The organism is Novipirellula caenicola (assembly GCF_039545035.1).
GTDB classification, from domain to species: Bacteria; Planctomycetota; Planctomycetia; order Pirellulales; family Pirellulaceae; genus Novipirellula; species Novipirellula caenicola.
In genome coordinates this window covers 577956-593197 of sequence record NZ_BAABRO010000003.1, presented here as the reverse complement: position 1 = coordinate 593197, position 15242 = coordinate 577956, and the positions used below count along the sequence as shown (strand labels likewise).

Sequence of the window (15242 nt, the reverse complement as noted above, 5' to 3'; positions counted from 1 at the left end):
ACTTAGACGCAGCGACTCGCCAAATGGTTCACTTTTTTTACGCAGCCGACCATGCCCCCCACGGCTGAAGACGCGATCACGTTGGATTACAATTGCCTCCCACTCTCCCACTCTCCCACTCTCCCACTCTCCCACCCAATGCCCCCCATGCGAAGCACCGCTCTCTTTCTGGTCCTCTTGCTACTGATCTCCACCGCCCTCGCCGATGGTCCCGGCGATAACGTCGCCGACCAAGTTCGTCCGGTTCCTCCCGTTGGGATCGAACTGAGCCAGCCCGATCGAAACGAACTCGAAGACGGCTTGGCAAAGCTAAATGCAAAAATCGACCAGCTTCGCAAATCGAAAGACACAAAAACGCAATCGCTGATACCGGATGTCGAGATTTTCTCGCGAGCCATCCGCGATGCCATCTCTCACCGTGAACTGTTCCACAAAAATGACGTTGCCAAAGCAAAGGAAGTCTTGGCCGAAGGACATGCTCGTGCTGAGGCGTTGCAAAACGGAGACGCTCCGTGGACGCAGCAAACCGGCTTGGTCGTACGAGGATTCCAATCGCGAATCGACGACACGGTCCAGCCCTATGGGGTCGTCGTCCCCGAGTCGTATTCATTCACCGGAGCCGCCGAGTATCGGACCGACGTGTGGTTACACGGACGCGGTGAACGATCCACCGAATCGCTCTTCATTCACGAACGAATGAACCGCGTCGGCCGTATCTCGCCCGCTGATACGCTCGTTGTGCATCCCTATGGTCGCTACAGCAACGCATTCAAGTTCGCTGGCGAAATTGATGTACTCGAAGCCCTTGAGCACGCGAAATCGCAATATCGAGTCGACGAAGACCGCATCAGCATTCGTGGATTCTCGATGGGCGGAGCAGGCTGTTGGCAATTCGCGGTGCACTATCCCGGCCGATTTTTTGCTGCTACGCCTGGTGCCGGATTCTCCGAAACTCCGGAATTCTTGAAATCGTTCCAAGGTGAAACCTTGACGCCGACTTGGTACGAGAAAAAGCTGTGGCAATTGTATGATTGCACCGGTTACGCGAACAACCTGTTCAACGTGCCAACGATCGCTTACAGCGGTGAACTGGATATCCAGAAACAAGCCGCCGACATGATGGAACAAGCGATGGGCGAGCAAGGATTGAAGCTAACGCACTTGATTGGCCCTCAAACCAAGCACGCAATTCACCCGGATTCGCTAACGACCATCGAGAGCAAACTTGCCAATCTTGCGGATCGAGGGCGTGACCGGGTCCCTACCGCAATCGACTTCACCACCTACACACTTCGTTACAACCGCTCGTTCTGGCTGACCGTTGATGAACTAGCTGAGCACTGGAACCAGGCAACCGTCACCGCCAAGTTATCCGCTTCGGAAAACACCGTTCGCGTCACCGTTGATGGCGTGCGAGGGATTCGGTTTGATCTGGCCGCAGGCGACGCTCCGTTTCATCCTCGACAACCGGTGCAAATCGAGATCGTCGACTTCAGCACGGACAATGACAGCGAAACCGGGGCGAACCGGCAAATCCTGGTGGCCCCGCGACCGGAATCCGACCGCTCGTGGCACTGTCAAATCCATCGCGATGGCGATCAGTGGAAAATTGGATCACGTCCCACCACCTCAAGCATCGCAAAACGACATGGGGTACAAGGACCAATCGATGACGCGTTCATGGATCGATTTATTATTGTTGCCCCCAGCGGCAAAGGACTTCACCCCGTGACCGATGCCTGGGCAAAATCGGAACTCGATCATTTGGTGCGTGAGTGGCGTCGCCAATTCCGCGGCGATGCGATCGTCAAGCAAGACACTGAAATCAGCGACGAGGATATCGCGACCAGCCACTTGATCGTGTTCGGAGATCCTTCAAGCAACGCGTTTCTGAAATCGATCCACCACGAACTTCCCATCCAGTGGAGCGAAGACCAAAGCAGCGTGAAGGTTGGGCAAGACAAACATGTTGATGCAGCTCATCACGCGCCAGTAATGATCTATCCCAACCCCAAGAATCCAGACCGCTACGTGGTCATCAACAGCGGGTTTACGTATCGCGAGTACGCCTATCTAAACAACGCACGCCAAGTCCCCAAGCTTCCCGACTGGGCGATCATCGACGTTCGCACTCCGGCCGACGCGTTATGGCCCGGCAAGGTCGTCGACGCCGGATTCTTCGACGAAACATGGAAGCTAAAGTAGCGACCTGTTGTCATCCTCGCTCCGCACGCCGATCCGCCTCAATCCCCACCCGACGTGTCGGGTTTGACGTTGCGTTTTTTTTACTTTGCGTAACCAACTTTCGGTGAGAACGTATTGCACCTTAGCTAAACGCGACGGGCGAAATCGGGTAAAACGGCGACTTGCTGAATGACAACCGACTTTCTTACCGAACGGCCCTTCGATGCTTCCTGTTAGCCAAGTGATTCGTCAGCGGCGGACGATTAAACCGACGCAATATTCTGACCGCGAGGTGGACGAGAGTATCGTTCGCGAATTGCTCGAAAATGCAAACTGGGCACCCACGCATGGGATGACCGAGCCTTGGCGGTTCACCGTGTTCAGCGGCGATGCTCGCGTTCGCTTGGCCGAGTTCCTGGCCGAAACCTACAAGAGCCTGACCACCGAGGATACGTTCAAGCAGAAGAAATACGACGGGATGCGAGTCAACGCCACCTGTGCTCCGGTTGTGATCGCGATTGGCATGAAACGCCAAGCGAGCGAAAAGATCTCGTTGCTGGATGAACTATTGGCGGTCGCTTGTGCGGTGCAAAACATGCACCTGACCGCAACCGCCCATGGACTGGGCGGTTTCTGGTCGACCAATGTCGCCGCCACCAGCACGGCGATGCGTGATTACATCGGACTCGACGAGAACGACCACGCATTGGGCCTGTTTTATCTCGGTTACCCCCAAGGCGATTGGCCCGACAGCAGTCGCGGCGAAATCGACGCAAAAGTTCGCTGGGTCCGCGAATGATCGCCGTAGCACAGGCTGCCAGCCTGTTGAGGTAGTGTGCTTGAAGTCCCACAATTGTCATGACCGGCTCGAAGCATATCCCACGTCGAATGGCGACACCTTATTCGGGTTCGTAGGCAAGGTTCGGGCTGAGCCAACGCTCGATTTCCGAAAGTGGCTTGCCTTTTCGCTTGGCGTACGCTTCGATCTGGTCCTTGGTCATTCGGTCGACCGTGAAGTATCGCGATTCGGGATGACCGAAATACAAACCACTGACCGCCGCACCGGGGTACATCGCATAGCTCGATGTCAACTCGACTCCGGTGTTCTTCTCGGCATCAAGCAAATCAAACAGCGTTCGCTTTTCGGTGTGATCCGGACATGCGGGATAGCCGGCGGCCGGACGAATGCCGCGATACTTCTCGCTGATCAAGTCGTCTTTATCAAGCCCTTCGTTTTGGCCAAACCCCCAATCCGCCCGAGCACGTTCGTGCAGCAATTCAGCAAAGGCTTCGGCGAATCGGTCGGCGACCGCTTGAACCATGATCGCTTTGTAATCGTCCAGTTCCGCTCGGAATTTCTTGGCCAACTCATCGGCGCCAATCCCAGCGGTGACAACAAAGCCACCGATGTAATCTTCACGACCACTGTCGACCGGCGCGATGTAGTCGGCCAGCGATCGATAATCTTTTTGCCCCTTGCGTTCCCACTGCTGACGCAAGAAATGGAACCGCGACAATTCCTTGCTGCGTGATTCATCGGTATAGAGAATCACGTCGTCTCCGTCGCTGGCCGCAGGCCAGAACGCATAGGCGGCATTGGCGGTTAGCGATCCATCGGCAATGACTTGATCCATCAACGCGTTCGCATCGTCATAGATTTTCTTGGCTTCTTCGCCGACCACGGCATCATCGAAAATCTTGGGATACTTGCCTTTCAATTCCCAGGTCATGAAGAACGGCGACCAATCGATGTACGGCCGAATCTCGGAGAGCGGAAAGTCCTTCAACACTTTCACGCCGGTAAACGAAGGCTTATCGATTTGCACGTTGGCCCAATCGGTTGCGAATCGTTTCTCGAATGCTTCGGCGTACGGCACCAATTTTTGTTGTCGATCGCGGAAACTGGCGACCAACTTCTTCTGTTCTTCGACGTTTTTGGCAATAAACTCGTCACGATGCTCTTTACTCAGCAACCGTTCAACGACATTCACACTGCGGCTGGCGTCGAGCACATGGATCACCGGTCCATCGTAGGCAGGACAGATTTTGACCGCGGTATGCTTGGCGCTGGTCGTGGCACCCCCGACCAACAACGGCATCGTCATTCCGGCTCGTTTCATCTCGCGTGCGACGTGCGTCATCTCATCAAGACTTGGCGTGATCAGACCGCTCAGCCCAATCATGTCCACGTTCTGTTTGACCGCTTCTTCGAGAATCTTTTCGGCCGACACCATGACGCCTAGGTCGATGACTTCGTAGTTATTGCACTGCAGCACCACGCCGACGATATTTTTACCGATATCGTGCACGTCGCCCTTGACCGTGGCGATCAAAAACTTGCCTCGCGCGGCATCATTTTCGGTTCCCGCAAGCCGTTTTTCCTCGTCCATGTACGGTTCCAAATAGGCCACCGCCTTCTTCATCACACGTGCACTTTTGACGACTTGTGGCAAGAACATCTTGCCCGCACCAAACAGATCACCGACGATTTTCATGCCGTCCATTAACGGTCCCTCGATGACTTGCAAGCACTTGTCAAAGTGCTGCCGAGCCTCTTCGGTGTCCTCGGTGATGTACTTGTCGATTCCTTTGATCAGTGCGTGTTCAATCCGCTTGGCGACCGGCTGTTCACGCCACGAGAGATCTTCGCCCGATTTCTTTTTGCCGCCGCCTTTGACAGTTTCAGCAAATTCAAGCATCCGGTCGGTCGCGTCGGGACGACGATTGAGCAGCACATCCTCGACATGCTCGAGCAGATCCTTGGGCACCTCTTCGTAAACTTCCAACTGTCCCGCATTGACGATCCCCATGTCCAAGCCAGCCTTGATGGCGTGGAACAGGAACGCGCTGTGGATCGCTTCACGAACGGGATCGTTTCCGCGGAAGCTGAAGCTGATGTTACTAACTCCGCCGCTCGTCTTTGCACCGGGACATTCTTTCTTGATTCGCGCAACGGCGTTGATAAAGTCAACGGCGTAATTGTTGTGCTCTTCCATTCCCGTCGCAACGGTCAGGATGTTCGGGTCAAAGATGATGTCTTCGGGTGGGAAGTTGATCTTTTGAGTCAGCAGATCGTAGGCGCGTTTACAGATCCGCACCTTGCTCTCTTCGTCGGCGGCTTGGCCTTCTTCGTCAAATGCCATGACGACCGCGGCGGCACCGTATTGGCGAACCAAACGCGCCCGACGCAGGAACTCTTCCTCGCCGTCTTTGAGCGAAATCGAGTTGACGATCGCTTTCCCTTGAACGTTACGCAGTCCCGCTTCGAGCACTTCCCATTTACTGCTGTCGATCATCACCGGAACAGCCGCCACCACGCCATCGCCCGCGATCAGCCGTAAAAAACGCTCCATCGACGCGACGCCATCGAGCATCCCTTCGTCAAAGTTGACGTCGATGATCGTGGCACCGTTTTCCACTTGCTCGCGGGCAATGTCGACCGCTTCCTCGAATTTGTCTTCGCGGATCAAACGAGCAAACTTTTTACTACCAGCAACGTTGGTTCGTTCGCCGATCATGGTGAAGGGGATTTCGGGACGCATCACCATCGGCAGCTGGCCGGACAACCGGGTGTAAACCGGTCCATGCGTTTCCTGTTTCGGCTTGCATCCTTTGACACGTTCCGCCATCGCGCGGATGTGATCCGGAGTCGTGCCACAACATCCGCCCAAAATATTCAACCAACCATTGTCGGCGTATTCACCCACCTTGTCGGCCATCGCCTTGGGACCAAGATCGAATTCGCCCATCTCGTTCGGCAATCCAGCATTGGGATGGCACGAGATCGGGATCTCGGCGACGTGCGAAAGCTCTTCGATATGAGGCCGCATCACATCGGGGCCGAGGGCACAGTTCATGCCAACCGATAGCAGCGGAAAGTGATTGATGGCGGTCCAAAACGCTTCGACGCTTTGAGCACTGACGAACGTACGTCCACCATCGCCGAACGTGCCGCTGGCCATCACCGGAACCCGGCGGCCTCCGGCATTAAAGAACTCTTGGATCGCGAACAAACACGCCTTCAGGTTGAGCGTGTCGATAGCGGTTTCGGGCAACAGGATGTCGACGCCGGCGGCCACGAGCGAACTGACCTGAGCTCGATAACTGTCGACCATTTCTTCGAAGGTCGCCCCACGGTGAGCCGGGTCTTCCTCGGTGCTGATCGCCAATTGTTTGGTGGTCGGGCCGATCGATCCGGCGACAAAACGCGGTTTATCCGGTGTCCGCTCGGTCCACTCGTCGGCCGCTTTGCGGGCACAAGCGACGGCCGCGTGGTTGATTTCGTCGACCAATTCCAACGGCAGCCCGAACTCGATCATCCCGACCGGCGAAGCGCCGAAGGAGTTGGTTTCGACGATGTCGCTGCCCGCTTCGTAGTAGGCCGCATGGATCGCGGTGATCTTCTCGGGATGGGTCAAACAAAGAATATCGGAAAAATTCTTCAAATCTTTTTTGGGATCATGATCGGCAAATCGCTCGCCTCGCACCCCCGCCTCGTCCAACCCAAGACGTTGGATCATGGTCCCCATCGCACCATCAAGGAGCAGAATCCGCTCGCGGAGGAGTTCGGAAATAACAGATTGAGTTGTTCCAGATTGAAGCATTGCGCCGCGTTTATTTAGCGAAAAATGGCAAGGGGAGGCATTTCCAGGACACGTATCTTCGTTTCCTGTTCGCTGTTTCACAAGGTGATGCGTCGTTCAGCAAGCAAAATCCCCTCGTTTGCTGGCATTACGGTTTGCTGGCATTAAAAGATGTCATTTCATCTTGATCAATCGGCAGAGTTTGTCTATTCCGCAGATTCCTAAAGATCATCCATGTCGCGTACCGATCTAGTCCTGTAGGGGATCCGACCCGGCTCGCCATGTTTGTCCGTAACGCTTGAAACGCCTCGCACTCGTGTATCAGGAAGATCACATGACCGTCTCGCAAAAAGCCACGCAAGACGTCAAACGCTCGCCAGTCAGAGCGGCAGACGAACGCTCGATGGGCGACGGGCACGCCACGACCGCTTTGCCACCGACGCTGTTTAGCCTCAAGAATTTGACGCCAAGCAAGCTGGCAACCCCGACATCGACCGCTAGCGAGCCGGAGTCTGCGGCAGCGGTGCTGCCAACGGGATCGCCGTCGCAGCCGAGTTCTACCGCCAACACCTCGCATCGAGGCGATACAAGCACAGCAGCCCCGCGAAACACCGCCGGTCTGCATACCGCAGCCAGTTTGACCGATACCGCAGCCAGTGCGACCGTGGCAACGAGCGGCGACACACCCGCTGCGACCGTGGCGACCGATGCGGCCTTGCACAACCTTTCCCGCTCGTACAACGCTTCCAACTCGACGCCAACGATGGCGTCGGATGCGGGGATTTCGTCCGCGATTTTCGCGGCTCCCGAGCCCGCAGCGAAGCCCAACGCTCCGACCGTCACGCTGGCCGAACCGCCGAAGAGCCGAAGTTGGCAACAAATGATCAGCGCCAATGCATTGGTCATTGCGATGCTGCTGCTTGTGATCATCTTTGCCGTGAAAGTAACCCGCCGAGCGACGCAATCGACAAGCGAACCGTCCATCGCGGATTCACAGATGACCGACCTGCTTCCTCCAGAAGATTTGGTGGTGTTTGCCGAGGAAGACAAGGGCATTGATGACACCTTGATTGAAGAGAAGGACGCCAAATTAGCAGCGCATGGAAAACCCGCATCATCAAAGCCGCCGGCTGCGACGCCGAACGTCGCTCTGATGTCACCGGATCCATCGCCTGCCACAACCGCCGCTGCTGATATCCCGGCCCCCAAAGACAATCCAAAATCGTCTGCAGGAACGCCAGCCAATACGGTCAGTACTCCGGGCGGGATCGATCCCGAGATCGCGGCGCTGAACGCCACCGTTCATTCGCACAAGGCGGCAACTGAAAACGTTTCCACGTCGATCTCCGAGCCCTCCGGCACGCTGAATCCAGGCGGAACAGCAGCTCATTCCGAGCTACCTGATTTGTCGGCTGCCAAACCGACCTCGGTCACGGCTCCGGCACCGGCAACGCCCCAAGAATCCGCCACCCCACGTGGCATCCACAATTGGGAACAGTACTTGCCATCGCAGCCGGCTCCGAACTAAGTCACTCGCGTCGTGAACTCGCGTCAACCTCATCAAACGACATCAAGCTTCAAAATTTCATCGCTCGGTAAGAACCATGACTGCTAACAACCAGGCCTTTGTCAAAGCCTTTGCACGACGAAACCGCAACGCGGATCCCCATTCGTCCCACCAGCAGAATCCGACTGGCGTGGAAACGAAGTCACCGTCACCGGCGCCGGCACCCGCAACATGGTGGATCGACGAAGCCGATGACCAAAAAGTCCGTGCCGATCATGAGGCGACCACTCCCGTCCCCGCGCCGCACTTTGCCAACGACATTCGCGTGACGAATCAACGCGATGAAATCGCAGCCGAAACCGAAGACGCAATGCAGTCGTTTCCTGAGCCGGAATCGGATCCGATCCCCGATGCCAACGTGCTGGCATCACTGCAACACACCATCACCTCGTTTGCCAGCGAATCGTACGCGGGTACCAGCGATATCATCGGTGGCGGATTCGCTCCCTTTGTTGCACGCGAGTTGGACGAAAACGTCAAAAAAACAGCGACCTCCACCAAACCGCAAAACACTGCAAAACCAGCGACCGCGAAAGTAGCCACGCGAACGTCCGCTCCCACCGCAGAAAAGCCGATCGCGGCCGCGCCCCACGTCGCCCCACCGCGAGTGAACACGCAGCCGACCAACCCACAGGCCGGTCACGCCAAGGCGAATCGCGAAGCGTCCGCAGCCAAACCCACGTCGCATGAAGCGTCGATCATCGAGTTGCAACGTCTGTTGTCGAGCAAGACCGCTGCGGCACGAACGGCGCAGCAGCAAAAACCACAAACCGAAACCGCATCGATCCAGCCGCAATCCCAATCGGCTGTCGTGACGTCCTCACCTGCGGCGGTACCTGCAGCGGCGGCAACAACCATTCCCAAAACAGCCACCGCCGCAGCAGTGGCACCTGTGACGGCTGCTCCGGCCATCGACACGACGCCCACCGCCGAAGCGAGCGAACCAGTGGAAACGTCGTCTCGATTGGTAGACGAAGTGGCAGCTGACAAAGTGGCGGGTGACGTCGCGGTGAAATTGAAAGCGGCTTGGGAAGTGGACCAATTTGACGTTCCCAGCAACGTTGCCAAGCTATTTTTCGATGGCGAGGTCTTTCAAATGGTCGCCGAGCAGATGCTGAGTGCCGTACAAACCGGATTGGACTGCGTGTTGGTCACCAGCGTCCATCCCGAAGAAGGCCGCAGCACCGTCGCCACCGGCGTCGCGATGGCCGCGGCGGCAACCGGCATTCGCGTTGCCCTGGTCGACGCCGACTTGGTCACACCGACGCTAGTCGACGAACTGAGCTTGGACGTTGAATATGGATGGCTCGATGCGCTACGGGGCGGTCTGTCGCTTGGCGAGATCGCGGTGCATGCAGTCGAAGATCATGTCACGCTGTTTCCCTTGTTCCCCAGTGAACCCCATGCCCAGGCAACTGCGGCCGAGATCGCGACGCTGATCGAAACGCTAAAACAAAACTATGACCTCGTGATCATTGACGGTCCGCTGGGCGATACGCCCGTTGCCCGCTTGATCGCAGGCCTTGTCGAAAGCGCCATGATTGTTCGCGACATCGAAAACACGACCAACGAAGAGATCAACGCCCTGTCGGCCCAACTGCGTCAATCGGGTATCCAAGGCGTTGGTGTCGTTGATAACTTTGCCTAGTCCCGTGTCGGGCAGGTTCACGAACTGCCCCACCGAACCACGGCGTCGATCGGTTGAACGCCGCAGGACGTGCTAACAGCAACCGCCGTTATCGCAACACGAATCGGATCCGCCCGAAGACGCATTCGATGCGATTTGCATTTGGTAGGTTTGCGGCTGATTGGCGACCGGCAAACCCGAGGCGGGTGTTTGCGGTTTTGCGGGAACACGAATAAAGTGACTCGCATACGGTTCGCCCGCGAGCACCGCGGCCGCGTCAGAACCGACCGTGGTCATTTCAGCTCGGCGATACTCGTTTCCTTCGTCGTCTCGAACACTGGCGAACGGTCCTCGATACATTACTTTGTCTTCGCAAGCGGCGTTGGGTTCACGGCTAGCGTCAGCTTTGTAAGCGATCACGGTTGCCGAGCGAAACTCGATCCCTTCGACGACCTGCCACGGCTCGGGTTGCATCACCACGATTTCGACACCGTGAAACCCGGCCTGTTCAAACGCTCGAACAAAATCCTCGTCTCGCAGCGCCCCGGAAATACAGCCACTCCACAACGTGGCATCTTGCTGAAGATGTTTGGGGACGACTTGATCCGCGACAATATCGCTAATCACAGCCCGGCCCCCGTTTTTCAGGACCCGGTAAATCTCTGAGAACAGCGATTGTTTTTCCGCCGAGTCCACTAGGTTTAGCACACAATTGCTAACCACCACGTCGACCGAACGATCAGGGATCATTGGATTTTCACGGCGCTCGTTGGCAATAAACGATTCGAGGCGACGGAGACTCGCCTCATCGACGACCGGACTGGACTGCAGATAGCGATCGACCGCATCGCGATCAACCGCCATATCTTGAATGCGTCCTTTACAGAACTTGATGTTGTCATAGCCAATCGCCTGTGCGACCACCGGCTGACTCTTTCTCGCCAACGCCAACATTTCGTCATTCATATCGACGCCGATCACTCGCCCGGACTCGCCGACCACTTGCGAGGCAATGAAACAAATCTTGCCTCCGCCGCTGCCAAGATCCAACACCGTCTCGCCCGGACGAACGTATTTGGATGGATCGCCACAACCATAATCACGCTCGATGACTTCGCTGGGGATGACCTTTAAATAGTCGGCGTTGTAGTCGACGGGGCAACATAGCGCCGGTTCGACGGCCTGTGCGGCAGCCGAGTAACGCGTGACGACGGCATTTTCGGTATCAAGACTTTTCGACATGAAGTTTTCGGTGTGAACGAGAGATTGAATAAATCAACGAGAAAATGAATCAACGGAAAAATGGATTGATGCGTGTGTTGGCCCACGGTGCCGAAGCAAGCGAAATCAGCAACCTCGACGTCCGCTGCGCCGCGTCAACCGATCACTACAAATCCAATTCCTCGCGAAGTGCACCGACCAATCGCTGGACTTGGCCAAGATCGTTGTAGGCTTGAAGTGCAATGCGAAGCAGATAGGTCCCCGGTTGGTTCCCGGGAAAAATCGGACATTCGATCTGGTACCTTTGACGCAATCGTGATTGTAGCGTGTCGTAGCCCTCATCCGCACTCGAATTGTGGCCACGTGGCAATGCCACCGTGACAAGGCTGCCGATCATCGACGGTGGCGTGGTGACGTCGATCCCCAATCCAGCGGACAACGTCTGATACGCATCGATCGCGAGATTTCGATTGACCTGCATCCATTCATCCAGTCCGCCTGGATAAAACGAACTCAAAAACTCAATCGCTTTGGGCAATGCTAAAAGTGGTGTCGGATCATACGTTCCTTTCCAATCAAATTCCGCTAGGAACTGCGATCGCCCCGGACGCGGTCGGTTGGCCGCATGGCTGATGATCGTGGGTCGCACCTCATGCTGCCACTGGGGATGCACCCACAGAAACCCTGATACCTTGGGGGCACACAGCCACTTGTGATGATTGGCCGTGTAGTAGTCGATCCCTAGATCACGAAGATTGACCGGAACCATCCCAGGACCATGGGCTCCATCGACCAACACCCGAATGCCACGACGCTGTGCCAGTTCCGCGATCGCTTGGACGGGAAAGACCAAGCCGGTGGGGCTGGTGATATGGTCGATCATGATCAATCGCGTTCGATCGTTTAGCGATCGTTCGATCGCCTCGACCACTTGGCCTGGATCGCGAATCGGAAAAGGCACCTCAGCCACTCGCACCACCGCCCCCGCACGCTCGGCGGCAAATTTCGCTGCGTTGATGCAGGCGTTGTATCCGTGGTTGGTGACAACCACCTCATCTCCCTCGGCAAACGGGAATGAGCGGAGGACCGCGTTCACCCCGTCGGTGGCATTGAGCACAAACGCCACGTCGCGATCATCCGCACCGATCAGCTCGGCGAGCACACGACGAACGTGATCGAGTTTGGGTTCCAATTCGCGTTCCGGTGCCAAGAAGCGAATTGGATCGCGTTCCAATTGATCCCGAAACGCGTGTTGCGTCTGCAACACAACCGTGGGCACGGCTCCGAACGAGCCGTGGTTGAGAAAGTCAAGCTGCGGATCGAGTTGCCAATGTCGTTTGATGTCGCTGACGCTAGCCATGTTGTTCCTCTTCAAAGCGTCACTCGGAATCAAAGACGAAAGGTTTCGCTGGCAAAAGTGCTTCGCAGGTAGTTAAAGTGCTTCGCAGGTCACTAAATTGCTTCGCAGGGCAACCCAAACGCATCGGCGACAGGCTGATGAACCACTTTGCCTTGATGGATATTCACCGCCGATCGCAGCGGAGCCGAGGCATTGATCGATTCCATCACCCCTTCGCTGGCAATGCGGATCACCCATGGTAGCGTCGCGTTGCAAAGCGCAAATGTGCTCGTCCGTCCCACAGCCCCTGGCATATTGGCGACGCAGTAGTGAACCACATCGTCGATAATATAAGTCGGATTGCGGTGCGTGGTGGGACGCGTGGTTTCAATGCAGCCTCCCTGGTCCACTGCGACGTCGATCACCACGCTGCCTGGTTTCATTCGCTTCAAATCTTCGGCTCGTACCAACCGAGGTGCTTTGGCGCCGGGAATCAGCACCGCACCGATCACCAGATCGGCCCGCTGAAGTTGTTCAAGAATATTGTGTCGGTTGCTGTACAAACAATCGACATTGGCGGGCATCACGTCATCGAGGTAACGAAGTCGGTCGAGGTTGACATCCAAAATCGTCACATCGGCGCCAAAACCCGCCGCGATTTTTGCGGCGTTCGCTCCGACCACCCCGCCGCCGAGGATGGTGATGTGCGCCGGTGCAACCCCCGGCACGCCGCTGAGCAAGATGCCGCGGCCCATTTGTGGTTTTTCGAGGTACTTGGCACCTTCTTGGATACTCATCCGCCCCGCCACTTCGCTCATCGGGGTCAAAAGCGGCAAACGTCCCTGGTCGTCACGCAACGTTTCGTAGGCGATACAGGTCGCTCCCGAAGCCAGCATGCCATCGGTCAAATCGCGGCTGGCGGCAAAATGGAAATAGGTGAACAGGATTTGCCCGGGGCGAACCTTGGCGTACTCGTCCGGCTGAGGCTCTTTCACCTTGATGATCATATCGGCTCGCTCGAACACCTCGTCGGCCGTTTGGCACAGTTCGGCGCCACATTCCAAGTAGTCTTCATCGGTCACGCCTGATCCCACGCCAGCCGCCGATTGGACCAAAACTTGATGCCCGCGTGCGACCAACTCTTCGACTCCCACCGGCAACAACGCCACGCGATATTCGTCGGACTTAACTTCGGTGGGTACCCCAATGATCATTTTTGATTCCTTCGATAGCAGCGAAACGTGTGGCAATGTCCTGTGATGCGGCCCAATCGCTAAGGAACACGATCTTTAAATAACATAGTGTTCTGAAGCGGCAACCCGGCCATCGGTCGCATAGGACGCAATCACAAGTTGGCAGAAAGCGAGACGATTTTTAGGCAATGTACGATTGCCCCTTTGGTCCGTCGACCGCTTCTCTCGCGGCGATGTTTTGCCGGTCTCGAATTGCCCCCTACCTTTTGCCCTTACGTGGCGGATTCAGCCTCCAACGGTCGTGCCTCTTTCGACAATCGTCCAATCATCGAGCTCAAACGATCGCGAAGCTCGACCAGCAGTGGATCCTCGACGCCTCGCGGTGCCTTCGCCGCCGGCACCGGGATTGCCGAATCAAACTCGATCACCGCATGCAATTCGATCCCCACATCCGCTTTGCCCCACAGCGATTCCTGCATCCGCTGGATCGTTTCTACGATGCGAGAATCGGTAACGTCATCGGACTCGAGATAGCAATTGGGGTACGAGACTAGCTCTTGAGCAAGATCCGCAGCCACGATGTCGTTTTTCAATCGCAGCTTTTCCTGTTCGTCTGGATTTTCCGAAAACCAAATCGAGGAAACTTTGGTGCGAATCGCACGAACACGGGCCCTCAGATCCTCGTTCCCCACCGACATCTTTAGCCGCGATTCGGTCTCGGACAACAGATGCTGGATCAGCCGGTCACGACGCTCCGACAAATTCCCCTCTCGCGTGCAGCCTAGGTACTGAACCTCGCGTAAAGCCAACAACGCCTCGGCAACACGAATGGTGCGACCAAGGATCGAACCGCCAAGTGACTTGGTCCAACCGAGATGTGATTCGATCACCGACAATTGCTGATTCGCCCACGAATCGATTCTGTGTTTACAGAGGTACTTGATGGCGATTGGATGCATGACCACCTTGCTGCCGTAATGTTTTTCACGTCGGCGAGCGGCGGCCCTCGCCATAAACGTCACTCCATCAAGCAGCGGCTTGAGCACGTCGTTGGTGCGATTGGTGGTCCCCTCGGGAAAGACAATCAAAGGGCGTTCGGCTTCGGTCAGAATCTCGATCGCGGTATCGAGCGCCTTGCGGTCGGAACCTTCGCGAAAAATACTGAATGCTCCCATCCGCCGGATCGCAAAGGCATCGAGCCAACCGTCGTTGAACAAATGCCAAGACGCCATCGCATACACCGGCGTTTTCGCGTGCCGAGCAGGCCATCCCAACACAAGCGGATCGGCATAGCGACAATGGTTCGGGGCTAGCAGAATTCCATCGCCGCGTGCGAGTGAGTCACGAAAGACATCGAGATTGCGGCATTCGTATGAAACGACGCCTTCTTTTTTGCGGAGATAGCGGTCGACGATCCGAAATTGCTGAATGAACGCAGGCCACAGATTGTTACGGCAGGGCGGAACAAACTGATACGGCCGATCGAGAATCACAGTCACGTGGTTGAAACTCTACTGCAGTATGCAAA

General features: G+C 56.3%; 10 protein-coding genes. 5 read left to right on the top strand and 5 right to left on the bottom strand.

The window, feature by feature from the left end; all coding sequences use genetic code 11:
* Positions 1 to 147: 147 nt before the first annotated feature.
* Both ABEA92_RS09550 and ABEA92_RS09545 read left to right on the top strand, forming a co-directional pair.
* Positions 148 to 2205 (top strand): prolyl oligopeptidase family serine peptidase, encoded by a 2058-nt coding sequence (locus tag ABEA92_RS09550; RefSeq protein ID WP_345683589.1) that lies wholly within the window; start codon positions 148 to 150, stop codon positions 2203 to 2205.
* A gap of 202 nt (positions 2206 to 2407) precedes the next feature.
* A complete protein-coding gene (locus ABEA92_RS09545; RefSeq protein WP_345683588.1) occupies positions 2408 to 2983 on the top strand; it encodes a nitroreductase family protein in 576 nt (191 codons plus the stop codon).
* Between the two features lie 100 nt (positions 2984 to 3083).
* Here the strand turns inward: ABEA92_RS09545 and metH are convergent, their stop codons facing one another.
* Positions 3084 to 6788, bottom strand: coding sequence for a methionine synthase (metH, locus tag ABEA92_RS09540; protein WP_345683587.1), 3705 nt, complete (start codon positions 6786 to 6788; stop codon positions 3084 to 3086).
* Between metH and ABEA92_RS09535 the strand changes: the two genes are divergently transcribed.
* The 3 genes from ABEA92_RS09535 (at position 6770) to ABEA92_RS09525 (ending at position 9982) form a co-directional block, all read left to right on the top strand.
* Positions 6770 to 6955: a hypothetical protein gene (locus ABEA92_RS09535; protein ID WP_345683647.1), complete on the top strand. Its 186-nt coding sequence runs from the start codon at positions 6770 to 6772 to the stop codon at positions 6953 to 6955. The genes metH and ABEA92_RS09535 overlap by 19 nt on opposite strands.
* A gap of 146 nt (positions 6956 to 7101) precedes the next feature.
* On the top strand, positions 7102 to 8295 hold the full coding sequence (locus tag ABEA92_RS09530; RefSeq protein WP_345683586.1) for a hypothetical protein: 1194 nt from the start codon (positions 7102 to 7104) through the stop codon (positions 8293 to 8295).
* A 76-nt stretch (positions 8296 to 8371) separates the two neighbouring features.
* Entirely contained in the window at positions 8372 to 9982 is a 1611-nt protein-coding gene (locus ABEA92_RS09525) for a division plane positioning ATPase MipZ (RefSeq protein WP_345683585.1), read from the top strand.
* A 72-nt stretch (positions 9983 to 10054) separates the two neighbouring features.
* Here the strand turns inward: ABEA92_RS09525 and ABEA92_RS09520 are convergent, their stop codons facing one another.
* From ABEA92_RS09520 to ABEA92_RS09505, 4 genes are all read right to left on the bottom strand, one after another.
* Entirely contained in the window at positions 10055 to 11203 is a 1149-nt protein-coding gene (locus ABEA92_RS09520) for a methyltransferase domain-containing protein (protein WP_345683584.1), read from the bottom strand.
* 145 nt (positions 11204 to 11348) lie between these two features.
* Positions 11349 to 12542: an aminotransferase class V-fold PLP-dependent enzyme gene (locus tag ABEA92_RS09515; protein ID WP_345683583.1), complete on the bottom strand. Its 1194-nt coding sequence runs from the start codon at positions 12540 to 12542 to the stop codon at positions 11349 to 11351.
* A 92-nt stretch (positions 12543 to 12634) separates the two neighbouring features.
* Positions 12635 to 13735 carry an alanine dehydrogenase gene (gene ald, locus ABEA92_RS09510; RefSeq protein ID WP_345683582.1) on the bottom strand — a complete coding sequence of 367 codons (1101 nt, stop codon included), beginning with the start codon at positions 13733 to 13735 and terminating at the stop codon, positions 12635 to 12637.
* A 251-nt stretch (positions 13736 to 13986) separates the two neighbouring features.
* On the bottom strand, positions 13987 to 15213 hold the full coding sequence (locus tag ABEA92_RS09505; protein WP_345683581.1) for a lysophospholipid acyltransferase family protein: 1227 nt from the start codon (positions 15211 to 15213) through the stop codon (positions 13987 to 13989).
* Positions 15214 to 15242: the final 29 nt, after the last annotated feature.

Coding starts and splice junctions, on each gene's coding strand:
- ABEA92_RS09515 (WP_345683583.1), bottom strand. CDS start 12,542: ATGGCTAGCGTCAGCGACATCAAACGACATTGGCAACTCGATCCGCAG.
- ABEA92_RS09525 (WP_345683585.1), top strand. CDS start 8,372: ATGACTGCTAACAACCAGGCCTTTGTCAAAGCCTTTGCACGACGAAAC.
- ABEA92_RS09530 (WP_345683586.1), top strand. CDS start 7,102: ATGACCGTCTCGCAAAAAGCCACGCAAGACGTCAAACGCTCGCCAGTC.
- metH (WP_345683587.1), bottom strand. CDS start 6,788: ATGCTTCAATCTGGAACAACTCAATCTGTTATTTCCGAACTCCTCCGC.
- ABEA92_RS09545 (WP_345683588.1), top strand. CDS start 2,408: ATGCTTCCTGTTAGCCAAGTGATTCGTCAGCGGCGGACGATTAAACCG.
- ABEA92_RS09550 (WP_345683589.1), top strand. CDS start 148: ATGCGAAGCACCGCTCTCTTTCTGGTCCTCTTGCTACTGATCTCCACC.
- ABEA92_RS09520 (WP_345683584.1), bottom strand. CDS start 11,203: ATGTCGAAAAGTCTTGATACCGAAAATGCCGTCGTCACGCGTTACTCG.
- ald (WP_345683582.1), bottom strand. CDS start 13,735: ATGATCATTGGGGTACCCACCGAAGTTAAGTCCGACGAATATCGCGTG.